The sequence below is a fragment of the Vibrio sp. SSH13-20 genome (genome assembly GCF_040104475.1).
Lineage (GTDB): Bacteria > Pseudomonadota > Gammaproteobacteria > Enterobacterales > Vibrionaceae > Vibrio > Vibrio harveyi.
The window spans coordinates 214,655-238,203 of record NZ_JBECOU010000007.1 but is presented as its reverse complement, the minus strand read 5'-3'; the positions used below and the strand labels follow the sequence as shown (position 1 = coordinate 238,203).

The window sequence follows — 23,549 nt, the reverse complement described above, 5'->3', positions numbered from 1 at the left end:
TTGAGTGAATCATCACTAAATTGAACTTCGATAAGGTAAGAACCACAGACAAAAAAAAGCCAGCACGAAGCTGGCTTCCATAGTAACTAGGACAGGTTACTATTATAGGTAGTAACGAGCACCAAGTGCCCATTTGTCATCTGTTTTACGATCGTTTGCATCGTTTAGGTCGAACTGGTAGCCAGCGTAACCAACAAACTTAGGAGTGAAGTTGTATTCAGCCTGTACAGCCATCTCTTCACGAGCAGTTTCAGTTTTAGAGTTCTTAAATGTTTTACCTTCAACCATTTCGTAGTTAATGCTTAGGTTAAGGCTGCTTGGTAGTGCGTAAGCTAGTAGCGCTTCGTACGCATCGCTATCAACTAAGCGATCACCAGTAGTGCTGAAGTTCATGTTCTCGTTTGAGCCGTAAACTGCTGCAATGTATAGACCTTGACCGTATGAGCCGTACGCTGCAGATACTAGGTGAGATTCAGCAGATTCTTTGCTCACACCATCTTTAATGTCGCCGCCAGTGTATGTGTAACCGATCTTAGCACCCATGATTTCGTAAGAAAGAGCTGCTTGAACACGGTCATCGTAGTTTAGAGAGGTATCAGCGTCTGTTTGAGAACCTTGCCAACCTAGACCGAAGTTGATTGCACCAGCTTCGCCCAGCTCAATCGCGTTACGGTAAGAAAGCATCTTGTCCGCACGACCTGTACCTAGGTTACCGTGATCGTCGTAGATAAAGTCGTTCGCAAACGCGATAGGCATATCAGCAACGCCAGCTACATCGTAGTAAGGTGCCCACTGAGTACCACCAACTGCACGACCGTAAACATCGTGAGTTAGACCTAGGTAACCAAGACGAGTAGTAAATGTTTCGTCACCACCATCTAGGTAGTTAAGAGCCCATTCACCGCGAGCGTCAGCAGTAAAGCCGTTGCCTAGATCCTGAGTTGCTGTGAAGTTGATACGTGGAGAGTTAGTACCTACATCAGTGTCACCTTGCTCTGAACCGTTCACGTTAATAGATACGTGACCGCCAACAGAGAACGTTGTGCCATCGTTGTTGTAAAGCTCCACTGCTACTGCTTGTGTACCGAATGTTGCTGCTGCGATCGCTGCTGCTAGGAATTTTTTGTTCATTATAAAATCCATGTATTTATTCATTAGTTTATAAGTCAGTTTTATACAAAAGTAGATTGGGGCATCTTCTCCACCAATGTGCGTCACTTTTGATTAACAACTGCCAATCAATGTATTTCAGAAGTTCCCCAGAGCAGAGTGAAAAGATGTAATAAAAAAGAAAAATCGCAAACGTTTACCTTTTTTCTTTATACAAATTCTGAAAAATACACCCAAATTGGAAACAAATGCTTACATGTAACAACAAAAAATCCAGCTAAATCATTGTTAAAACAAACAATGAAAATTCAAACATGAAATCTTGAATTACAATTCGAGAAGAAAAAAATGATTAGGATCTTTTTTAAAAATATGTCGTTCGGTAGTCATTAGAAAAACATAAAAAAACATAAAACCCCCTTTTTCTCTTATTTTCATAAATAAGAAGGCATTCATACATTTGAAATAAATATGCAAACAAATCATAACTTAATAGAAATCTATCTTTAATTTTCTCGGTTTACCTTAGCGTCATCAATACATCGAGCAAGAAAGCTCATCGATTACAACTAGGGTAATAAGAAAATGAAAAAGGCAGCACTAACTACTGCAGTGTTAACAGCATTGGTATCAGCACCATCTTTTGCGGCGACAGTGTACAAAGATGGCGGCACTGAATTGAAGGTTGGCGGTCGCGTCGAGTTTCGTGGTGACTTTATTGGTTCAGGCGGTGCTGAAGTAGACGGTTCTATGGAAGATAAGTCACGTGCGCGTCTAAACCTCAAAGGTAAGGCTGACATCGGTAACGGTCTGTCTGCATTTGGTGTTTACGAAGCAGAACAAAAAACCGGTAAGAGCGAATTTAAAAACCGCTACATGTACGCAGGAGTAAGTGCAGATGCAGGTAGCTTCTCTGTAGGTCGTCAAGACATGGCTGCCGTTATCATCTCAGACATGACGGATATCACCGAGTTTTCTGGCGTTCAGCAAGTCATTGACTCATCTTCGGATAAGCAAGATAGCGTTTTCGCTTACCGTGGTGAATTCGATGCTCTACAAGTTCAAGCCACTTACCAAGCTAACTCCGAGGATAGCCAAGATAAATACGGCATTTCTGGTCTTTACTCTCTACCAATCGGTCTTGACCTAGGTCTTGCATACTCAGGCGGTGATGTAGACAAAGACAATTCAGAAGACCAAATCCTTAGTGGTATCGCTTACTCACTGGATAACCTCTACCTTGCAGGTACGTACTCACAAGGTGCACTGACAGATTCTGAAGACTTTACCGCTTATGAGCTAGTTGCAAGCTACAAGATCGCAAGTAAGTTTACCGTCGCTGGTCTTTACACTTTCCAAGAAAACGATCCAAATGGCGCTGTAAAGTACGATGCAGTTGAAGGTTTTGAGCTTGTGGGATACTACAAACTGAATAGCAACTTCCGCACTTACCTTTCTTACTACATGAACCAACTTGATGAAGCGAAAGACGCGGAAGGTAAAGTAACCGAAGGCGAAGATACACTTCGTCTTGGCGTACGCTACGACTTCTAATTGCGGCTTCTGCCCAAGCCAGCATCGCAGCAAGTTTTTGACCGGCACTTCGTGTCGGTCATTTTCTATTTATTGAGATAAGACCAACAGCTTTTCTACTTAAACCTAACTGCCCTCTTTTAATGCATTTACTCCCGAAGTTAGTGCAATTCCTCTAGTAGCCGTTAGACACGCCCTTCTCACCCTTTAAAAATCAACACGTTAAAAGTTGGCACACTAGCTGCAATATTAAAAACGAGCAAATGCATGGCAGCGTTTGTGCTTCTCGTTCTTTGTACCTACTTCGGTAGGCACGTCCTTTGAATTGGTAATGTCGCCTCCCTCTGGGAGGCATTTTTTTATTGGCTACCCCAACATTAGAACGTATGATCCTATCTATTGTTTAAAACCGGAAATATCCAATTGAATCATCATCCTGTCCAAGGAGCATCTTGGATGCTTACCGCAGGCTTGGCTTTTGCCATCGTTAATAGCTTTGCTCAAATCGCAAGTATTCACTTTGGTGTGTCATCCACGACATTTGCACTCTTCCAATACGCTATCGCCTTTTTCGCTATCTTGCCGTATCTGCGAACATTAGGAATTCGTCAGTCTCTACGTACTAACCACTTTGGGTGGCATGCATTGCGCATCTTCTTGGCGGTTATCGGTATCCAGCTTTGGTTATGGGCTCTCGCTTATCCGGTTCCTATCTGGCAAGGCATCGCTTTGCTTATGACTTCACCGTTGTTTGCAACGGTAGGTTCAGGTTTAATTCTGAAGGAAAAAGTAGGTGTTGCTCGTTGGATCGCAACGCTTACTGGCTTTATTGGCGCAATGATCATTCTTGAGCCTTGGTCAGACTCTTTTACCTGGGCAACGTTACTGCCTGTCGGCGCGGCTTTTTTCTGGGCATCTTATTCTTTAATGGTGAAAAAGCTGTCGGTGAACGATCCACCATCAACCATGGTGGTTTACTTACTGCTCTTGATCACGCCCTTTAATATTTTGCTGGCGGCACCTACATTTGCAATGCCTGAAGGCTGGAACATTTGGGGAATCTTAATCGCCGCAGGCATACTTACGGCACTAGCCCAGTGGGCAGTAGTCAAAGCTTACGCTGTCGCTGATGCATCGTTTGTACAACCATTCGACCACGCGAAACTGCCCTTAAATGTCTTTGCAGGCTGGCTAGTATTCAACTGGGTGCCACCAGGTCGACTATGGCTTGGTGCTGCAATCATTATCGGCTCCATTGCTTTCATTACTCATTGGGAAGCGAAAAAAAGAAAGTAATTTGAAAGAAATTTCTCGGTTTTGAGTTCTATATTTTCAGGAAAGGAAATGAGGAGCATCTTATGACACAGCCAATCAAAATTACATTGTATCGTTGGGCCGGCAGTTGGGGACCATTCAAAGTCAATATCCCATGCGGGGAATGTACATTAACCAAAGATATTCTTGCTGACACATTTGAAAATGAATTAGCAGATGTGCCAGTCGAGCTAGAAGTGAAAGATTGGTTGTCTCATTGGTGGGAGCCATTAAAACTTGGAGCATGGCATGCCCCTATCCTAGTCGTTGAAGGCAAAGTCGTCAGCCAAGGGGAAGCGCTAAACCGAGGCGTGCTTGTTCAATCTGTCATTGCTGAATGGACCAAGCGAGATCAGCTTAAAGGCAACATCGTTTACGGTAAGGCGACATGCCCTTACTGTGTTAAAGCGAAAAAGTTGCTTGATGAAGCTGGCGTTGACTACAAATATCATGATGTAGTGAAAGACAGCGCAGCCCTATATCGTATGATCCCTGAAGTGAAAGCCATCATTGGTGAAAAAACACCAGTGACCGTGCCACAAATATGGTTAGACGGTAAGTACATTGGAGGCGCGGATAATCTGGAAAAGTGGTTGGCTGAGAAAGGATTAGATAGCGTGCCAGATAACGTTGTCGAGATCCCAAGTCAAACGGCCTAGATATATCGATTGAGGTACCCAGAGCCAGAATGCAAAAAGCCCCGATATGACATCGGGGCTTTTCTTATTAATTCGCTAGTTTTTTCATTACGCGAGCAAACATAGAAGGCTTTTTCTTCTTCGCTTTACCGTAAAGCGCTTTGTGCATCGCGTCTTTAGCCATCATTTGACCAAAGTAAACACCACCAAGTTCGTAACCCATGACCTTCTCCTAAGAAGCAATTAACTGGTTTATGTTGTAATTTTACACCACAAAAACCATAAAACAAGACATAGGTCACATTTATTTTGTAATTTAATTACAAAGATTTTTATCCTAGCGAATAAGAAACGTAATTAACGTTTAGGTTGCTGGTATGTTTTACCTGCTGCTTTGTAGGTGTCTTTCGGTTTAATTTCAAAGAAAGTCTCGAAGAACCAAGCCGCAAACTTGATCAGGTGGTCACCTTCATTCATTACATGCTCAACGAACTCTTTCTCTTCACCGGACTCATCTGCTTGAACCGTAATGTGGTAAATGCGTTTTTCACCTTCTACTTCAGCAAGACCGAATTGACCTGTTAGCGATTCAGCAGCCTGAGCGACTTCTTCTTCCTCAGATGCTTTTAATAGCTCTAGCGCTTGAGGTAGGTTTTCTTGTTGACCGATTTCTTTCAGTAGAGCTTCAAATTCGTTTTGTTGCATGATTTCACCTAACAATGAACGGGTGTTGTCGATATGCCACTATTAACCAAGTGTAGATAACGACACAATAATTGGTTGCGCATTTTAGAGAGGACAACATGCCCTTGCAACCACATTCAACTAAGAACGCTCTGGTTGGACTAAACCACCAGAAGGGGTACGGAACTGTCCAACCACCAACACCAAACAAGAAATCACTGCAATCGAAATATAAAAGACGCCGAGTTGATGTTGAGTTGTTACCCAAGTTTCTACCAGATAGCCACCAAATAGCCCTGCTAAACACATCTGAATAGAACCCGACAATGCAGATACCGCACCTGCCTGTTGTTTATGAGGCGATAACAGTAAACTGATCGAAACAGGGAAAGACATGCCTTGCGCGAAGCTCAAACACGTAAAGGCAATGAGCAAAGATGTTGCTGTAAACGGCAATATAAGAAGCATCACTCCCGAAAAGGCAACAATGACAAAACTCATCAAAAGGATCTGTTGCTCTTTGTATCGAGCATTGATGATGTTGAGAACTAAACTCCCCATCAATAAACCTGCCGAAGGCACAATCATCAAGGTACCGTAATCGGCAGCAGTGAGACCAAGCTCTTGTTGCATTAAGAACGGATAGAGAGACAGTGTCACCAAAGCTGATAAGTAACTCAACCAGTTGTAGCTTGCGCTGCCTATTACTTGTTTGTTGGTCAACAACTCAAAGTAATTGCGCATCACACGTTTTGGCTCAAAGCGGCGTTTGGGGTATGGCAACGTTTCATGCAGCACAATAAAGCCAAGGGTAAAGATCGCCGTAAGATAAATAAGAACGAAGACAAAAACCGCATGCCAACTAATGTGATAAGCAATCCATCCACCAAACAAAGGCGCAACAATCGGCATCACAGAAGCAGTCACCGAGATGTATGACAACGCCTTGGTGAGCTGCGCTCCATCATAGCTATCTCGCAACACAGAGCGCCCAAGAACAGAGGCACTCCCAGCCCCAAGACCTTGTAGTAGACGTCCGGTCTCAAGTGCAAAAATGTGGTCCGCAAAGGCAATACAGATGATGGTTCCGGCGAGATACACACTTTGTCCCAAGATAAATACAGGACGGCGACCAATTGCGTCGGATAAAGGGCCATAAATTAGCTGTGAGACACCAAATCCGACAAGAAACAGCGTAACCAAGTTTTGAATCGTATGCTGAGGAAGATTCAAATCGTGACCAATCAAAGGCAAAGAGGGAAGATAGATACTGACGCCTACTTGACCAGTCGCGATGATCATCATCGCCAACAATAATGGTGTTTTACGCAATATACCCTCCTTACATCATGACAGTTTCACGACAGACAGTGTATATTTGATACTCAAAGATGATAATAAACCAAAATGGAAAGGGATTATTTCCCCTGAGGATGGAATAAGATGGATTGGATTCAGAGCGTTAATAGCTATATTCGCGTAGTCGAGGAAGGTAGCTTTAACGCAGCAGCGAGAAAACTCAACACCACCAGCTCCGCCATCAGTAAACGTATCCAATGGTTAGAGGACAAGATTGGTGTTCAATTATTAAAGCGAACCACTCGCTCGATCAGCCAAACTGAAGCAGGCGCTTTGTTTTATGAACGAGCCAAAGTCCAACTCGACTCTTGGCAATCCGTTTTAGATGAAACCCGTTCTGTTAACCAATCACCAGCAGGACTACTTAAAATTGGTGCGACTTTGGCGGTAGGCTCTAAATTTTTAGTACATTATCTTGATGATTTTCTTGAAAAATACCCTGATATTAAACTTCAGTTGATCACCACGCTACCAGGTCAGATACCAGAACTTAGCCTAGATTTGTTTATCAGCCGTGAGTTGGAGCAACTCAATTCCCTCAGCTTTAAAGCCAGCCCATTGTTCGAGCACAAAGCTCAGTTTTATGCTGCGCCAAGTTATCTAGAGAAACACGGTACACCAAAAACAATCGAAGAATTGTCGCAGCATAACGTTTTAATCTGGGGTGAGAAACCAGTACGAGAAATCAAGACCAATCGTGGAAAACGTGTCAGCCTATCGGGAAATTTCGCCACGACGAACCCAGAAGCCCTCTTCCATGGTGCTAAACGAGGCATGGGAATCTTGCTGTCTAATAACGTGATGATCAAAGAAGACCTAAAATCCGGCGCTTTAGTACCCATTCTTCCGGAAGTGACCGCTGATGAAGCGACTGTATATGCCTACTACCCAAAGCTGGACTATCAACACACCCGAACTCAACTGTTTCTCGACTATCTAAAAACGCGCTTAGAAGAAGAGAAACGTGCCTAAACTTTTGACTCTCTGGTGCTTCAAGTACTAGAGAGTAACTAGCCTTCTCCAAAGCAACTACCACTTTGATGAGAGTTAGCTCCCCTAGCACCTCACCCTATGGTTGAAAATCACCAATAAAACGTATCTTGAGTTTGAAAAATCACCTGAAGTAAACAATAGTTAACGTGATGCATATCGATTAAATGAGAAAAGATCGTGTAATAAAGCCAACACAAACACGATATGGGTAAACACAACGTCGGGTGAAATGTTCAATGGATCATGAACAAAAAAGTATCCAGTTACTTGATGAAATTCTAAAGCTCAATGGTAGCGCACTACTCGACAGAGTAACGCTTGAGCTCCATCAGCAATTTCAAAGCTACTGTACTTGCGTAGTTGAGATAGCACACCTACAACATTGTGCGGTGACACTTTCCAACTCTAGTGGCGGAACCATCGCAGACAGCATGTGTTACGGATTAGAAGGCACTCCTTGTGAGCAAGTCGCACAAGACATTGGCGAACTCATCTTCTATCAAGATGAAGTTTACAAGCTATTTCCTGAAGACCAAATGTTTCAGGACGCTGGCATTCAAGCGTATATCGGACTTCCTTTAAAAACACATACAGGTGAAGTGTTAGGCATCTTAGTGTCAACATTTACTCACTCCATCAGTGAAGCTGAAGCCGAAGAAATCATCTTCCATCACCGTTTTTATGCAAACATCATCATCCATAGTTTGCGAGAAAAGTGGATCAGTGAACGCTCAGACAAACTTCTCAACCAACTCAGTTACGAAGTCTCTCATGACAATCTAACAGGGCTGCTCAATCGCAGTTGTTTAGCTGATACGTTGGAGACCTTAACTCAGCAGGCAACTCGCCCTTTTAGTCTTGCGTATCTAGATATCGACAACTTTAAATCCATCAATGACATCAACGGTAACTACATCGGTGACCAAATCATTAAGTTCACTGCAAATGCGATTCAACAAAGCTTAACCTCGCCCAACAATGCGTTTCGAGTCGCAGGTGACGAGTTTGCTTTTATTACCTATGACGAAGATCCTGTTAGCGTCTGCCAAGAAATCCTCGATAAAATCGAAGCAGGCTATTCAGACAAATCCAATCGTATTTCTTTCACTGTCAGTATCGGGATCGCGAGAGCGCCTGTGCATATGCTGAATAGTGATGACTTAATACTGAATGCGAGCCTTGCGCTAAAAGACTGTAAAAAACGCCGAGACACCCGTATTCAACATTACGACACCCACTTAAGTGCACTTTACCATCGCCAGACACAACTGATTGAAGCACTGCGTGAGCAGCTTCGTTTAAGCATTGATGAAAATGAAGAGCTTTATGTCGTAGTCCAGCCAATTGTTGACATCACCAGTGACCGTTGGGACTACTTTGAAATCCTCGCGCGTTGGAACAGCAGCGTTTATGGCAACGTCTCGCCAGTGGAATTTATTGAAGCCGCCGAACAATCAGGGTTAATCATTGAGCTAGGCGAGCGCATCGTGGAACTCGCCTGCCGCGCAAAACAAAACTTAGAACGACAACTGGATTACACCGTCAAGCTTTCAATTAACTGTTCAGCTCATGAACTTATTGATTCTAATCGCTACATGAACTTCCTTACTCGGATTCTAGAAAAATACCATCACCAAGCTACAGACTTTGTTATCGAGCTTACAGAGACAGTCTTGCTGTCACAAAGTGGTCGAGAACAGATGGTATTGAATTCGTTACGCTATCTAGGCTTTAAGGTCGCATTAGATGATTTCGGCACAGGCTACTCAAGCTTAAACTACATTCACAACTACCCTATCGATAGCATCAAAATCGACGCGACATTTGTACGCAACATGCTCTCAAATACGACATCAGAACAAGTCGTTTTGTTGATCGCTCAACTGGCTCAGTTGCTTGAGGTTGATCTTATTGCTGAGGGGGTTGAGGATGACAGAGCCTTGCAAAAGCTCATTGAAATGGGTTGCCACCATATTCAAGGTTATTTTTATTCGAGACCACACAATGTTGACGAGCTAATTGGCATCATCAACGAAAAGCAGATGAAAAGCGCATAAAAAAGACCAAACAATGTTTGGTCTTTTTTGTGATTTATAAAACGGCTTGTTCTTTGTCTTTAAGCAGTTTGTCCATCTCGTCTCGAGTAGCAATAAAGCTCGCCATTTCCTTTTTAGGCACAGAGCTTGCCATCGGGATCTTCGCTCGCATTGCATTAACAGGACGACCGTATTCGATCAATTCGTAGTGAAGGTGCGGACCTGTTACACGTCCCGTTTTACCCGATAAGCCAATACGTTGACCACGAGAAACTTTCTGACCTTTCTTCACTAGGATCTTACTTAGGTGCAGATAGCGCGTCTTGTACTTACTGCCGTGCTCAATCACTACGTAGTTACCCGCATATGGGTGTTTACGAGTCATGATAACCGTGCCATCCCCCGTTGCTTCTACTGGTGTACCGATAGGCACAGCCCAGTCAGTACCGTTATGAGGTGCAACTCGACCCGTTACAGGATGAAGACGTTTCGGGTTAAAGCCTGAGCTGATACGCCAGCCTCGACTAACAGGGTAACGTTGGAAGGCACGCTGTAGGCTCTCACCTTTCGCATTATAGAATTGACCGTCGGTATGAAGATAAGCAGTCACTTCACGACCACGGTTGTAGATCTTAATTGCTTCGATTTCGTTCTTGCCAGTCGGCACGCCATCAATACTTTGAGAACGACGAACCACTTCGAATCGGTCACCTGCGCGTAAATCTTTACCGAAGTTAACCTGCTCTTTTAGTAGGTTCACCACTTGGCTGATTTCCGCTGAGCTCAAGCCCAAACGATTTGCTGATGACGAGAAACTACCATGAATCACGCCAACTAAAGGTTCTTGATGCCAAACACCTGGGATTGAGATGTCCGAGAAATCGTAGCTGCCATCAGCATTACGACGATAAACGACTTTGTCGGCGATAGAAAATTGAAGCTCCATCTTTTCCAATTCACCCGTCGACTCATCACGCCAAAAACGCAATGTGTTGCCGGGTTTTAAAGTATCAAGAGCAAGGAAGTTCAAATCCGTCTCCATCACTTTCATCAACGAACTGTAGCCGAAGCCCAGTTGGCTAAAAATGGAGCTCAGGTTGTCACCTGCTTGGATTTGGTATTCAAAATTTGGGGGAGAGACAACTTCTGCTGTTGTCGCCTCAAGAATATTTTCTACAACTCGCGATTCAGGCAAGTTAAGGGCGATGGTTTTAGTAAGGGAAGACTCTTTGAGAGAGTTGGAAACACCAATCGCAACTAATACTGGCAAGGAGTACAACAGTAGCGCTTTACGACTTGTCAGATTCGGCAACCGTCTTGTTGTAATTTCATTTGTAGACACGGGAATTACTATCTCCTTTATAACAAGGCTCATAGCTTATGCATTCCCGCATAAGAAATCACTATGAAATTACGAGATCTAGCGCAGAAAACACTTATTTTTTACAGAAGACAAAAAAATTCATTACTGTTGCATATGTAAGTTATTACCTACACGTTTAAGAGTGGTTGTAATCAATTGATTTGGTTGTTCTGCCATCGCTTGATCTTCTCCATGTTGAAGATATGAAAGCGAAATTTGTGTATCGCTGTTCCATTTCAATGAAGACATCTTGATTCGATCACCAATGAAAACGCTGTTAAGCAATACAACACGGCTTGGTACAGCATCAAACTTAAATAAACCGATGTAGTAAAACGCCCCAGAACCTTGTGTTGTCACGATAACAGGAGCCACAATCCAAGGGGTCTCACTTACGTTACGCTGCGCAATAAACTCGGTAGGTACCAGCACCTCGCCTTTTGTTGCACCAGCATCATACTGACCTTTTAAAAAACCATGCTCTTTATCCCACTCATCAAGAAAAGTCACCGCACCCTGCTCTGGAACTTGAACAGTCCACGGATTTCGTGACTGAATACCCAGCACTTCCGCTACGATTGAATTAGATTGTGCCTGCGCTTTAGGAAACTTTGCCATGATCTCATCATCAGAAAGGCTAAACCGGTAAATGCCCGCAATGATAACCACAGCTAACAGTACGATTGGGATCAGGAGAATGAGGGGAATAGGTAGGATTCTCTTACGAGTCATGAAGACTTCCTTGTGTTCTTGTTCTCTGAATTATGTTCGGAGTATATACCATTTATAGAGCGAAGACCGCTCTGCCTATCCGTTCATTTTGACTCAAGTGTTTCAAAATTAAACTAAACTGTTTGGTGGGCAACCAATAGGTAATAACGATGACAAAAATCACCCACACATGCGAGTGTGCCTGTGGCTTAGTCCAACTGCGTTGCACGGCGGAGCCCATTCGCACTTCTATTTGCCACTGTTTCGAATGTCAAAAGCGCACGGGGAGTGTGTTTGGTGTTCAAGCTCGGTTTCACAAAGACCAAGTAATATTAGATGGCGATACCACCAGTTATACTCGTATCGCCGATTCAGGAAATCAAGTGCATTACGAATTTTGCCCGGCATGCGGTACAACAATGCGCTTACTGCTTTCAGACGCCCCAGACTACGTGGTGATCCCAATGGGATTGTTTAACAATAAAGAGTTTCCACAACCCACTATTTCCATTTATGAGCAAAGAAAACAGGGATGGGTCAGCTTTGATTGCACCATGGAACACGTTAGATAAATATTTGTTATGCAGAATTTGAACTCTCTCAACATTTGAGTTTGCTCAACAATAGTTGAGACTTTATTGAGAATGATCAACCAAGTAATCGCGTAAGTACTTTCGTTCCGCGCCACGAGCGCTATAATCTGCTCCTAACATTTGGTGAGGCTTTATTGTGATTTCCAGACTTCCTCGTTGGGTGGAATATGGCGCTTTTCTGCTTGCTCTTCTCGCAGGTTGCGTCAATGCCGTGGGTCTTCTCGGCTTTCAACATCAAGCGATAACGCATCTTTCCGGAACCGTAACTCAGCTAGGGAACAGCTTGCTAACAGGTGTGGATACAACCATTCACCTGCTCCTTATTGTATTTAGCTTTTTGATTGGCTCTGCATTTAGTGGATTCTTTATCGAAAGCAGCGCGCTCAAGCTTGGTCGTCGCTATGGTGTAGCTCTTTGCATAGAGGGTAGCCTGCTGTTGCTCAGCTTGGGCTTTCTGGTACAAGGTAATGTTTATGGTCAATACCTTGCCTCTGCCGCTTGCGGCTTACAAAATGCGATGATCACAACATTCAGCGGAGCTGTCGTCCGAACCACTCACATGACCGGTATTATTACTGACCTCGGTATTATGATTGGAGAGAGCTTGCGAGGACGTCAGTTTGACCGACGTAAAGCCAAGCTGTTTATCTTTATCTTCCTTGGCTTCTTATTAGGCGGTACAGCTGGTGCAGGTTTATTTAACGTTTACGAGCTGTACGCATTAGCCTTCCCGGCTCTGTTAGCTTTTATAATTGCCATTGCATACTGGAGTTACCTCTACTTGCAGAGCCGCAACCAAACCGCCTAGTTTTTAATGACGGTTTAAGCATTCGACTTAAACCGTCTTATCTCTCTTGTCACTCGGTTAGCCTATAAACCCTATCTACTGGCAGAAAACGCTGTCATTGGCTTGAGATCCCAATCACATTTGCTAGGCTTTTTATTGCTCTAGTCACACTGTACCCCTTAACACTCTGCACTGAGCAGCTTACGTGCTACAATTTTCTAACACGAGCAACAAATTCATATACAAGATTCTAGGTTTAGTACTTTTAGCCGAAAAAACGGCTGAATAACTAGATGTATTTAATGAATAGTATTGCAATGGATGCAGTTTGCGGGTAATCTCCGCACACTGTGATTAAATACGGATGTTTAGTGAATATTTATGTCATGGAATATGGCGAGTATTGACTAGTAGTAACATGAGACAAACAATGCATAACAACACTAATGCTGCTGAAGCGCCTAAGGGCAACTTTTGGATGTTCTTCATCCCATCCCTAATCGGTCTTCTACTTTTCATGGCACCAATCTCTTACGATGGTGGTCTGACAATCCCTGTCGCGGTAATGGCAAAAGTCATTCCTGCAGTTCTTGGCGATACTTTAATTGCTATCGTAACCGCTATTGTTGCTTTCATGGCGCTAGCTTCTGTTCTTTGCAAAATTTTCAAGCCAGCAGCAATCCTACGTAACGGTTTCTTGAACGGTCTATTTAATCCGTCTCCACTTTGGTTGTTGGTTCGCCTAATTGGCGGTGCAGCGGTGCTGATGACGTTCTTCCAAGTGGGTCCAAAAGCAATTTGGGAAGAAAACACAGGCGGTCTTGTTCTTACTGGTCTGCTACCAACGCTATTCGCGGTATTTATTTTCGCAGGTCTATTGCTGCCTTTATTACTTAATTTTGGTCTATTAGAACTGTTCGGTGCCCTACTAAGTAAAGTAATGCGCCCAGTCTTCAACTTGCCAGGTCGTAGCGCGATCGACTGTATGGCTTCTTGGTTGGGTGATGGTAGTGTGGGTATCCTACTAACCAGTAAACAATACGAAAACAACTTCTACACTCAACGTGAAGCTGCGGTTGTAGGTACGACTTTCTCAGCAGTATCGATTACCTTTAGTTTGGTTGTCCTTGCTCAGGTTCAACTAGAGCACCTATTCCTGCCTTTCTACGGCGCAATCTGTCTAGCTGGCGTTATTGCAGCAATTATCATCCCTCGCCTACCACCATTGAGCCTAAAGAAAGACCGTTACATGGATGGCAGCGAACCGAAAAAAGATGCGGACGCAGTACCTGCTGGTCACACGACTTTTTCTTGGGGTATGGATCTTGCGCTAAAACGCGCTGGTCAAGTGACTTCTGTACAGTCGGTATTTAAAGAAGGCGTACATAACGCAATCGACATGGTGTTTGGCGTGCTTCCTGTGGTTATGGGTCTTGGTACCGTGGCATTAATCATTGCAGAATACACGTCTGTATTTGAGATCCTAGGTCAACCATTTATCCCTTACCTAGAATTGCTACAAATCCCTGAAGCAGCAGCAGCGTCTCAAACTATCGTTGTTGGTTTTGCAGATATGTTTATCCCAGCAATCCTAGCGGCATCTATCGATAACGAAATGACTCGCTTTGTAATTGCAGCAATGTCAGTAACTCAGCTTATCTACATGTCAGAAGTGGGCGCTCTGCTTCTAGGTAGTAAGATTCCAGTGAACATCGTAGAACTGTTCGTAATCTTCATTCTACGCACGCTGATTACGCTACCGGTCATTGCAGGTGTAGCTCATCTTATTTTCTAAATTTGATGCAATTAATAAAGGCTCCGCTCTGTCGGGGCCTTTTTTGTATTTGTAACATCAGTTTGTTTTCTTAGCTCATATTTACCATATTCTTTGGTTCTACCCTCGCTTTCTTTACGTCTCATTTTTGATACATAACTTATAAATATCATTTCAAATTCATCTATTTAAATTAGTTAGACACCCAAGATAAGACTTGTTTCTATAAGGCTCAGTGATACCATTCTTATGTTTTTAACAGTTTAATGACGAAGTCCAACAATTCAGATCAAAGTCACAACTTTTAAATTCATCTAGGCTTTTTATCCCGTTTCGACAATAAAAGCCGTAAATAGCCTTCAGGTTTCTGATAAATCTGTCGATAAACAAAATAACAAACACAATTCTGTGTTCACATCTGCCGAAATCACCCAGGGAAGAAGAGGTGAAAGCAGAGTAAACCAGCCGGGAGACTCGAGAGGGAAAAGTATGAAATTCAGACATAAGGTTGTAACTGCCTCTTCTATTTTACTGCTTGTTACTGTGGCATTGCTGTCGACACAACAGGTTATGACTATCCGTTCGCAGATCGAAGAAAACATTGATACGAGTGTGAACGAAATTCTCTCCAGTGTGGGGAACACTGTAGAGTCCGAAATGAACGCGAAGAAAGATCTTGCTCAATCGATGACCGAGATCTTGGAAATTAATCCAAGCGATCACGATTACGTAAAAGATGTACTAGAAAAGCCAATGCCAAAATCAAGCTTCTTGGCAATCGGGTACGCATACGACCACGATGGTTCCTTAATCGAAAACGATGACGGCTGGGAAGCTGGTGCCGACTATGATCCTCGTGTTCGCCCTTGGTTTGTCTCTGCAAAAGCACAGGGCAAACTTATCGTCACTGACCCTTATGTTGATGTCTCTTCTAAGAAGGTCATTATTTCTATCGGTACGCCAGTTCGCGAAGCTGGTCGATTCCTAGCAGCGATGTTCTACGATATGGAGCTGACCACCCTTTCTGACTTGGTAAACCAAGTCAATCTATTTGATGCCGGCTACCTCTTCCTCGTTACTGCAGACGGCACGACGATTGCTCACCCAGAAGCGAAATACAATGGTGAGAAGCTATCGAGCTACTTGCCACAAGTCGAGATCAAACCTGGCGCTCAACACATTGAGATTAACGGCAACAAATACATGGCGAGCCTGTCGCACATTGCGGGTGAAAATTGGTATGTAGGCGCGCTTGTCGACGAAAGCATTGCGTATTCTGCAGTAGGTAAGCTGCGTAATAGTGCAATCATCTACTCATTGATTGCCGTGATTGCCTCTATCATCGCACTGACTATCCTTATCCGTACCTTGATGCGCCCTCTTGATGAGCTAAACACAGCAATCCAAGCCGTCGCATCAGGCAAAGGCGATTTAACGCAGCGTTTGGACACCAATACCGATCAAGAATTCTCTGAACTAGCAAAAGGTTTCAATACCTTTATGGAGAACTTGCAGCACCAGATCATCGAATCGAAGAGTATCTCTGATCAGATCCTCAGCGGAACGCAAATTACTGCTGAAGGTGCACGTGACTCTGCGTCTGCGATTCAGACTCAACTTCAAGAGCTAGAACAACTTGCAACAGCTATGCACGAAATGTCAGTAACGGCAACCGAAGTAGCTAACAACGCGCAAGGCGCGGCAAGTGCAGCGAAAGAAGCGGATGAAGCGACCATGCAAGGCTCTTCTATCGTAAATGAGTCGACTGAAACGATTAACCTACTTTCTGACAGCATCGATCAAGCGGTTGAAGAAGTTCAAGGTTTAGAGTCTGCGACAGCTAACATTGAGACTATTCTTAAAGTTATCAACGATATTGCAGACCAAACGAACCTACTTGCACTGAATGCGGCAATCGAAGCGGCGCGTGCAGGTGAATCTGGTCGTGGCTTCGCAGTGGTAGCCGATGAAGTACGTACTCTTGCACAACGTACTCAAGAGTCTACGACCGAAATTCGCAGCATGATTGAGCAATTGCAATCAGGCGCATCTTCTGTTGCTAGCGCAATGCACCAAAGCAAAGGCAGCGCAGTAGAAGCGGTAGAAAAAGCAGGACACGCAAATGACGCTCTACAACGCATCCGCGATGCGATTCAACGTATCTCGGACATGAACTTGCAGATTGCTTCGGCAGCTGAAGAGCAAAGCTTGGTAGCAGAAGAGATCAACAACAACACGGTCAACATCAAAGATCTATCGACTCAAGTTGCTGACTCTGCAAACCGCACCAACGATGCAATGCAAGCGCAGAATGAAGACGTTCGTAAACAAGACGAAATCCTTAACCGCTTTACGGTGTAACACTTCTCTTACTTACAAATGCAAAACAGCGAGCACAGTGCTCGCTGTTTTTTTATCGATTACAACACCACATGAACATAACGATCTTTTGAACGCTTGTAATAGTGCTCATCCACCTTCAGGTAAGTAAAGTTCCCAATCTGGATATACGTACTGCGCGGTGGAATACGCTTGTAGTGATAATAATAATGTTTTGGTCGTTTGTGTTTCACCACGACGACCTTTTTATGCTTGTGTTTATGTTTATGGTGATGATGACCGTGTTTATTATGATGATGCTTTGGATGCGCGGAAACATCAGCGCTGAACACTCCTAACGAAAGCATCATTCCAATCATGGTAAGAGAAAGTCGCTTCGACACTCAATTCCCCTTTTCTTAATAACTTGGGCGTTATGATAAAAAGAGAGGCAATCGCTCTTGTCAGGCGCTAGCGAGACAATTTCATCCCATGGTCAAATATCATCACGATTTATCAAGCCAAGGCCAATCCGATAAGAGCTACAGATGTATCACTCGCCAAAAGGCATAAAAAAGCCGTTTACCCCACGAGGCAAACGGCTTTTTAAAATTTGAGTCGCTTAAGCGTCAATCAATCAGTGGATACTACACCGCTTGTGCAAACAACAGGAAACAACCAAATAGGAAGATCACGCTCATGCCCATCGCACCGCCACCTGCTTCGTACACATTGTCATCATCCACAGGCACACGACGTACTTTCATCGTCATTGATAGTGGGACAAAAACTGCTAAGAACACGAGGATAATACCTGCGTAGCTTAGGATTGCGAGAAAGTGTTCTGGAGCAAACACGGCACCAAGCAGCGGTAGGATGAACGTTGTCACAAATACCACAGGCTTGCTAGCTTTAAGAAGGTCCGCATTTTGGTCATACAACGCCATTGCTACCCCCAAGAAAGACGTTAGAAGCGCCAGACCAGTGAACATCGATAGAATGAATTCTAGACCCGAGTATTGTTGACCAAGCACAGAGATCAACTCAGATACGTTAGAGAATTGAATAAGCTCGTGTGGAGGTAGGTTACCCACGACTGCAAACAACCAAAGTAGGTAGCACACAAGAGGAATCGTAGAGCCAACAATGATCATGTTGCGCAGTTGATTCTTACTTGCTTCTTTGTTGTAGGTCACTAAAGAAGGAATCACCACCATAAAGCCGAAGCTGGTGAATAGAACTGAGCTCTGTTTGATCAATGCCATTTTGTCTGCATTTACCACTTCACTTAGACCTTCAAATGACACATTTGGCGCAAGAGAGAATAGCGTTAGAATGAGCGCGACAATCATACCGATGAACAAGCCACGGTTTAGCTTATCCACCACACCAGTACCCGCTGATACGATAAGACCAACCAGCACAGTAAAGCCAACTTGGCTAGAAATCGTAGAAAGTGGTAGTCCCATTGACGTGGTGACTTTTTGTACCAAGTCACCCGCACCAATAATGTAAGCCATTAGCAGACAAACAAGTAGTGCATACAAAAGACCATTAGTAACAAGCTGACCACCTTTACCAAGGGTTTCGCGAGCGATTGCATTCATGCTGACACCACCACCTACTTTGCAGCTTGCTTCTAATAGAAGAAGTGCAGCGTAAGTTGTACCTGCCCAAATGAACAGCATAAGGAGAGTGCCCCAAAGAAGGCCAAATTGAGCAAGCACCATTGGTATGGCAAGCATACCAGCGCCAAGAGCAGTACCTGCTACGATCAGGGAGCTGCCGACAAGTTTTAGGTTCACGGTTAATACCTCTAAATTTAATCCGTTTTATTGTGACTTATCGTACTTTGGTTCGAAGTACGATCTACGGAAACGCCCTACCTTACAGCCCCAGAACTCAGCGCGAAGCCGGAATTCAGGATGCAAAAAGCCTAGATTCAAGAGGGATCTATCCTGTCTGAGCATATAAAGGGTGTAGGGAATCATTTCCGGGCAGAGTTCGATTAACGGAACGTCTCACTTTGGGTTCGAAGCAAAATCAGCGCATCCTTTTTCGTCAATCCCATTCTCTGCTGAATGGATTTGGTTCGAAAGGATTGTAAGGCATAAATAGGACGATTGAAAAGCAAAAGCTCCATCTTATAGCCATATATTTTAACAACTATCAGTTGATGCAACAGATATGTTGTAAAACCGCCGTTTATTTAGCCTTTTGTCGTTATAAAGAATAGAAAGTGAGCGATGGTACTCAATTTTTGAGGTGTACATGAAAATGTACACTTTGTTAGAAGGTGTTAGAAACCCGGAACATAGCCTAGATTCAGCAATATCGTTATTATTCGCTCCGTACCGACATGTTTCGGTTCACATACCTCTAAACACTGATTTACGGTTCGAAAATATAGGTAAGTGAGTGTTCCGAATGCTGGGTTTGGTTCCCCAGCATTTGTATCCTTTCGTTAATTATTCCAAGTGCTTTTATTTCACACAAACGCCTTTGTGGGATTTCGCTCGTCCGTATTTTGTTAAACGAACCAAACCTTCAACGTATTACATCTCCTTGTCTAGCGCATCAATAATGTATGTCAGCACAGCAATCCCCAAATCAGCAACCGAACGTTCCATCAAACTCAAGTGTTCATATGATTGAACTAACTCCTGTTGCTCAATATCACTGCGATGTAAAAACAGCTCTTTATAGTTCATCAATCGCTTTTGGGATTCTCGCGTTAGCCAAGTAACATCTAATCTTGTATCCCGGCTACTATTGCGAATTTCATCAAGAAGTTGATCTAAAATGCGTTGCATTTTGCGAATATTAACTTCGCCAGAAATTGATTTATAAAACTGATATTTTTCCATTTTCTGAAACTGACTGAATTCACGTTATTTTTTTGTGGAACGTCATTCTTATCACTATATCCATTCGGGTAAATATGGGGTGGTTAAACTGGTCCGGTTATTGCGTGCTTCAGGACAAAACTGTCCACTAAGGAGGAGCGATGCAAGTAGACCCGTTGATTGAAGTTCTGATTAGGCGACGCAAAATGAAAGGCGTGTCACGCGAACAAATGGCAAAAATTGCCGGAATGAGTGAAAAGACGTATCAGCGAATAGAGCGAGGCGAATCTGATTTAAAACTCTCACAATACCGTTCAATTTTGCGTGCATTAAACCTGACCGATTTAGACATCGCATTGGATGCAAGAGGTGTTGATAACATTTCTGCAGAAGACGTTGCGTCTGCGGCAAGATTACTTCCCCCGGAAGCACAGTCTATGCTGACCAAGCTTATCTTCTTAGTGCTAGAGCAAAAAACTAAGGCATCCCAAAAGTAGTGCTCTAGACGCATGAATCAAACACAGTTATGGTGAGCTAAACTTAAAGATTAGCGCTTCGATACTCCAAATTATGGGGGAATGTACTATGAGAAGCATCTGGGTAATCGCCACCACCCTACTCTGCTTGGTTGGGTCAACAAGCCTTTCAGCACAGTCACAGGTGAAACCAGCAGTAAAACCGATAACTCAACCGGGTAACAAACACGATTTACGCCCAGTAAACCGCCCTTACCGTCCCATTAAGCCACCGCACCATTACCGTCCGCCTTACTACCGACCACCCTACTATCATCGACCTCATTATGTCGTGAGACCACCCCGTTATCATTCGTCGTTTATCTATGTAAGACCGGGGTATTGGTATCCACCTTATCGTGGACGTTACTATTATTATCACAGTGATTTAGTAGATATTGCGACCTTTGCTGTCTTCGCTGGTATTACTTATGCCATTGTTCAAGATTCCTATTACCGTCGTGATGGTGTCCGCTATGTGTACGTTCGTTATCCACCAAGTGGTAACTACACCATATTGCGCGATGACCGTGTGATAACGTCATCGACGACCAATGATGCTCCGCCTTCAAGGCAGATCATTTCGCCATCATTAAGCTCAAATACAGCAAGAGTGAGTCCAATACCACCAGCGCCAAAGCCTGAGCCAAGCCCCTATAAACTTGGTGAAATCGTAGACTCGCTGCCTCACACTAAAGAAACTGTCGTCGTTAACGGGCAAAGTTATTTCAAATATAAAAATACTTGGTTTGCACCACTCAGAGCCGAGCGCAAATTTGTTGTGGTAGAGCCTCCGTTGTAGTGCTTTTTGTTTCATCCTAAACAAACAAAACCCGCACGCTGCGGGTTTATGTTGCTTAGCCGATAACCATTTGGATCAATCGCTTCTCAATACAGCGCTTCGAACTCTGGAATTTTCGCCTTGCCCCTCAGCAGTAAGAAGTTCAAGAACCGGCTCGTTGATGTAGTGAGTATTTTCTCTTCTTCAACACCATGTTTTTCCAGCAAAGCAATGGCCAACTCTAACTTGGAAATCTCTTCACTGAAGTGAGCATCCGATCCTGTGGTGAAGTAAACGCCAATTTCTTTACCTAGCTCCACAATACGGTCACAGCGACTATCACTGCCCTTACGGCTTTTACCTGTCAAAGACGTATTGTTTACTTCTACCGCGACATTGTGCTCTTTTGCACAACGCAGAACCTGCTCCATATCGAATGGGTAATTCGGGTTACCTAAGTGACCGAGAACATCCACTCTGCCACTTTTGATTGCATTAATCAGAGCGGCGGTATGCTCAACTTCCGTTGTGGGCTTAAACACGGGTTCATGAAAGCTCGCTATCACCCAATCAAGATGTTGATCAGAAGAAGGCGGTAAATCGATCTCCCCCTTCACATTCAGCGTGTTGGCTTCGACGCCACGAAGAATACCAACCTCATGTAAAAAGCGGGGCAAAATTCTTTGATTATTGAAATGCCAGTAGTGGGGGGCACCTGGCATCTCAGGAGCATGATCGGTGGTACAAAGAAGTTTTAGCCCCTTATTCTTGGCAGCCAACGCATTCTCTAAAATTGTGCTATAAGCGTGTCCACTGGCAATAGTATGGGTGTGGCTATCAATCACGATATCCATGGTAACCTCCTGAGATTGTGGACGAACTATCGAATTTCGAACGAGCCGTTTTGATTAAGGAACAAAGATAAGTCAGCAGGAACCGAATGATTCAGAACTTTATCAACGTTGACCGCATCAGAACGTAAATAGAACTCCAATGCCGCTTCTGGGTCTGTACCGCCGCGGATTTTACGATTGACCAAACGATCTTGTAGAAACTCCGCTTGGGTATCAATAAACACCGTAAAATCTGCCAAACGATGCAGTTCTTTCCATACTGGTTCATCAAGCAGCAGCCAGTTACCTTCAACAACGACAATGTTGCGATTAACTTGAATGGCATCATCAACTGGGTTATGTAAGTTGCGGTCGTAGTAAGGCCACTTACTGTCTTTCACTTTCAGTTGTTTCAGCTTGTCGATAAGCTCCGTGAGATTGAACGTCTCGTAAGAGCCTTTAATGCTGCGCAGTGGAACACGTTCACCATTACGCTCAATGGTGTTGCTGTCGAGGATTTCATTCGGGTAGTGAAAACCATCAAAAGGCAGAACCTGAAGTGGCTCTTGGTTTTCATCTTGTTCTGATAAATATTCCCAAAAGGCTGCTAGCGTAGACTTTCCACTACCCGGAGGGGCGCACAAGAACACAACAATACGCTCCTGCTTCTCGTGATAAAGGCGGGTAAACTTTTCGATAAGAGGTTGATGGATTCGCTTTACGTCGGCTTCAGGAAAGGTAGCTTCGGTCTCAAAACCACTGACATTTAAATTCACTTTCATGGTGAACCCTTATTGATTTATCTCCCCTTCGATTCTTTCTATCAACATTTCGCACGACAGCTTTAATACTGTTTTGATGAGCGCTTCGTATCTCATTTGCGAAAAGGACTCAAACGAAGAGAACTTAAGCTGATTGATCGACTCAAGATAAAAGCTGTCTTGCTGGGAAGAGAGTACTGATTGGTTTTTGATGAAGTCGTAAATCACGTCATCGGCAAACTCGACCTTTTCCGACTGAGTGACCGCGAACTCCAACACCTGATCGTACAACCCAATGTCAGCGTAAGTTTCCAGTGAGATCTTGCCCATTGCAAACATCAACTTAGACACCACATCGGTTGTTGCTAACGGACCATCTTCTTTCAATAAAGGATCCACAGCATACTCCTTCACGAGGTCGTCTTGAACGAACACTTTCGGAAGCAGTGCTTTTAACTTGAGGTTAATTATTTTGTTAGAAACCTGAAGAAACGCAGTGGCATTTTCGCACTCGTCCAGCTTCTCCAGTAATTCATCTTCACGTGACAACGTCTTATGACCTCTCCATTATGTGGCAGCACAGAGGCTACCACACAAAT

The 23,549-nt window shown here is 43.8% G+C and carries 23 protein-coding genes; 11 read left to right on the top strand and 12 right to left on the bottom strand.

Translation table 11 applies throughout. From position 1 onward, the window contains the following. Positions 1–102: 102 nt before the first annotated feature. Positions 103–1,131, bottom strand: a complete 1,029-nt coding sequence (locus ABMY42_RS20065; protein WP_009696379.1) for a porin — start codon at positions 1,129–1,131, stop codon at positions 103–105. 564 nt (positions 1,132–1,695) lie between these two features. On the opposite strand from ABMY42_RS20065, the gene ABMY42_RS20060 reads away from it, so the two are divergent. From ABMY42_RS20060 to ABMY42_RS20050, 3 genes are all read left to right on the top strand, one after another. Further along, entirely contained in the window at positions 1,696–2,664 is a 969-nt protein-coding gene (locus ABMY42_RS20060; protein WP_349266703.1) for a porin, read from the top strand. Between the two features lie 435 nt (positions 2,665–3,099). Beyond that, a complete protein-coding gene (locus tag ABMY42_RS20055; RefSeq protein WP_005452406.1) occupies positions 3,100–3,939 on the top strand; it encodes a DMT family transporter in 840 nt (279 codons plus the stop codon). A gap of 62 nt (positions 3,940–4,001) precedes the next feature. Further along, the gene (locus ABMY42_RS20050; protein WP_005452412.1) at positions 4,002–4,616 is read left to right on the top strand and encodes a glutaredoxin; all 615 of its coding nucleotides are present in this window, start codon (positions 4,002–4,004) and stop codon (positions 4,614–4,616) included. Positions 4,617–4,683: 67 nt separating this feature from the next. On the opposite strand, the gene ABMY42_RS20045 is transcribed toward ABMY42_RS20050, so the two are convergent. From ABMY42_RS20045 to ABMY42_RS20035, 3 genes are all read right to left on the bottom strand, one after another. Continuing rightward, complete coding sequence (locus tag ABMY42_RS20045; protein WP_005452414.1) at positions 4,684–4,818, bottom strand: hypothetical protein; 135 nt, start codon at positions 4,816–4,818, stop codon at positions 4,684–4,686. Between the two features lie 134 nt (positions 4,819–4,952). Then, complete coding sequence (locus ABMY42_RS20040) at positions 4,953–5,300, bottom strand: hypothetical protein (RefSeq protein WP_005452418.1); 348 nt, start codon at positions 5,298–5,300, stop codon at positions 4,953–4,955. Between the two features lie 120 nt (positions 5,301–5,420). Further along, positions 5,421–6,611, bottom strand: coding sequence for a multidrug effflux MFS transporter (locus tag ABMY42_RS20035; protein ID WP_017190771.1), 1,191 nt, complete (start codon positions 6,609–6,611; stop codon positions 5,421–5,423). Positions 6,612–6,722: 111 nt separating this feature from the next. On the opposite strand from ABMY42_RS20035, the gene ABMY42_RS20030 reads away from it, so the two are divergent. Beyond that, positions 6,723–7,610 (top strand): LysR family transcriptional regulator, encoded by an 888-nt coding sequence (locus ABMY42_RS20030; protein WP_017190772.1) that lies wholly within the window; start codon positions 6,723–6,725, stop codon positions 7,608–7,610. A gap of 257 nt (positions 7,611–7,867) precedes the next feature. Beyond that, the gene (locus ABMY42_RS20025) at positions 7,868–9,688 is read left to right on the top strand and encodes a bifunctional diguanylate cyclase/phosphodiesterase (RefSeq protein WP_050907352.1); all 1,821 of its coding nucleotides are present in this window, start codon (positions 7,868–7,870) and stop codon (positions 9,686–9,688) included. Between the two features lie 34 nt (positions 9,689–9,722). Here the strand turns inward: ABMY42_RS20025 and ABMY42_RS20020 are convergent, their stop codons facing one another. Together ABMY42_RS20020 and ABMY42_RS20015 are read right to left on the bottom strand one after the other, a co-directional pair. Then, on the bottom strand, positions 9,723–11,009 hold the full coding sequence (locus ABMY42_RS20020) for a peptidoglycan DD-metalloendopeptidase family protein (protein ID WP_005452428.1): 1,287 nt from the start codon (positions 11,007–11,009) through the stop codon (positions 9,723–9,725). Between the two features lie 123 nt (positions 11,010–11,132). Beyond that, positions 11,133–11,762, bottom strand: coding sequence for a hypothetical protein (locus ABMY42_RS20015; RefSeq protein ID WP_050907351.1), 630 nt, complete (start codon positions 11,760–11,762; stop codon positions 11,133–11,135). 149 nt (positions 11,763–11,911) lie between these two features. On the opposite strand from ABMY42_RS20015, the gene ABMY42_RS20010 reads away from it, so the two are divergent. The 4 genes from ABMY42_RS20010 to ABMY42_RS19995 all read left to right on the top strand — a co-directional run bounded on the left by ABMY42_RS20010 (position 11,912) and on the right by ABMY42_RS19995 (position 17,256). Next, the gene (locus tag ABMY42_RS20010; RefSeq protein ID WP_080654166.1) at positions 11,912–12,313 is read left to right on the top strand and encodes a GFA family protein; all 402 of its coding nucleotides are present in this window, start codon (positions 11,912–11,914) and stop codon (positions 12,311–12,313) included. A gap of 157 nt (positions 12,314–12,470) precedes the next feature. Further along, positions 12,471–13,142, top strand: coding sequence for a YoaK family protein (locus tag ABMY42_RS20005; RefSeq protein WP_026000373.1), 672 nt, complete (start codon positions 12,471–12,473; stop codon positions 13,140–13,142). A 409-nt stretch (positions 13,143–13,551) separates the two neighbouring features. Further along, positions 13,552–14,916 carry a YjiH family protein gene (locus ABMY42_RS20000; protein WP_005452434.1) on the top strand — a complete coding sequence of 455 codons (1,365 nt, stop codon included), beginning with the start codon at positions 13,552–13,554 and terminating at the stop codon, positions 14,914–14,916. A gap of 468 nt (positions 14,917–15,384) precedes the next feature. Next, on the top strand, positions 15,385–17,256 hold the full coding sequence (locus ABMY42_RS19995; protein WP_009696385.1) for a methyl-accepting chemotaxis protein: 1,872 nt from the start codon (positions 15,385–15,387) through the stop codon (positions 17,254–17,256). A 59-nt stretch (positions 17,257–17,315) separates the two neighbouring features. On the opposite strand, the gene ABMY42_RS19990 is transcribed toward ABMY42_RS19995, so the two are convergent. From ABMY42_RS19990 to ABMY42_RS19980, 3 genes are all read right to left on the bottom strand, one after another. Continuing rightward, positions 17,316–17,618 carry a hypothetical protein gene (locus ABMY42_RS19990; RefSeq protein WP_079325282.1) on the bottom strand — a complete coding sequence of 101 codons (303 nt, stop codon included), beginning with the start codon at positions 17,616–17,618 and terminating at the stop codon, positions 17,316–17,318. A 243-nt stretch (positions 17,619–17,861) separates the two neighbouring features. After that, positions 17,862–19,019: an aromatic amino acid transport family protein gene (locus ABMY42_RS19985; RefSeq protein ID WP_005452440.1), complete on the bottom strand. Its 1,158-nt coding sequence runs from the start codon at positions 19,017–19,019 to the stop codon at positions 17,862–17,864. A 750-nt stretch (positions 19,020–19,769) separates the two neighbouring features. Further along, positions 19,770–20,081, bottom strand: a complete 312-nt coding sequence (locus ABMY42_RS19980; protein ID WP_349266702.1) for a hypothetical protein — start codon at positions 20,079–20,081, stop codon at positions 19,770–19,772. A 140-nt stretch (positions 20,082–20,221) separates the two neighbouring features. Here ABMY42_RS19980 and ABMY42_RS19975 point away from each other — a divergent pair, with 140 nt between their 5' ends. Both ABMY42_RS19975 and ABMY42_RS19970 read left to right on the top strand, forming a co-directional pair. Continuing rightward, complete coding sequence (locus ABMY42_RS19975; RefSeq protein WP_009696387.1) at positions 20,222–20,557, top strand: helix-turn-helix transcriptional regulator; 336 nt, start codon at positions 20,222–20,224, stop codon at positions 20,555–20,557. Between the two features lie 88 nt (positions 20,558–20,645). Next, a complete protein-coding gene (locus ABMY42_RS19970; protein ID WP_049537821.1) occupies positions 20,646–21,377 on the top strand; it encodes a hypothetical protein in 732 nt (243 codons plus the stop codon). Between the two features lie 86 nt (positions 21,378–21,463). Here ABMY42_RS19970 and ABMY42_RS19965 read toward each other — a convergent pair whose 3' ends face one another. Genes ABMY42_RS19965 through ABMY42_RS19955 form a run of 3 tightly spaced genes read right to left on the bottom strand, consistent with a single transcriptional unit; the run spans position 21,464 to position 23,499 of the window. After that, positions 21,464–22,210: a phosphatase gene (locus ABMY42_RS19965; RefSeq protein ID WP_029788583.1), complete on the bottom strand. Its 747-nt coding sequence runs from the start codon at positions 22,208–22,210 to the stop codon at positions 21,464–21,466. Between the two features lie 26 nt (positions 22,211–22,236). Next, positions 22,237–22,971, bottom strand: coding sequence for a nucleoside/nucleotide kinase family protein (locus ABMY42_RS19960; RefSeq protein WP_349266701.1), 735 nt, complete (start codon positions 22,969–22,971; stop codon positions 22,237–22,239). Positions 22,972–22,980: 9 nt separating this feature from the next. Beyond that, complete coding sequence (locus ABMY42_RS19955) at positions 22,981–23,499, bottom strand: MltR family transcriptional regulator (RefSeq protein WP_029788584.1); 519 nt, start codon at positions 23,497–23,499, stop codon at positions 22,981–22,983. Positions 23,500–23,549: the final 50 nt, after the last annotated feature.